Below are 246 nucleotides of genomic sequence, written 5' to 3'. Positions count from 1 at the left end.
AACAGTTCCACCTGAAAGTTCACGCGTTGGTTTTGGGGCAAAAAGTTGTTCAACAACGGATTCATCAACAACAGCATTATCGTGAATATTCGAAGCAAGAATCGAAGTACCATTTTCAGCGAGAGTTTCTTCTTCTGCTATTGCAATCTTTTGAATCAAATCATCTACATTAACAACATTTTCAGAATTATTGGAGGATATCATTTCAATTGCAGTGTCATCAAAGTTAAAGTTCATAGCTTTTGT

1 protein-coding gene is annotated in these 246 nt (G+C 35.4%); it reads right to left on the bottom strand.

Going from position 1 to position 246, the window contains the following annotated elements:
* Window positions 1-246: hypothetical protein (locus tag ACFIO5_RS10650; RefSeq protein WP_375705385.1), on the bottom strand; the 246-nt coding region annotated here is incomplete at both ends.

Source organism: Bartonella sp. AA86SXKL (assembly GCF_042196885.1).
This window is presented reverse-complemented; position numbering and strand designations above follow the sequence as displayed.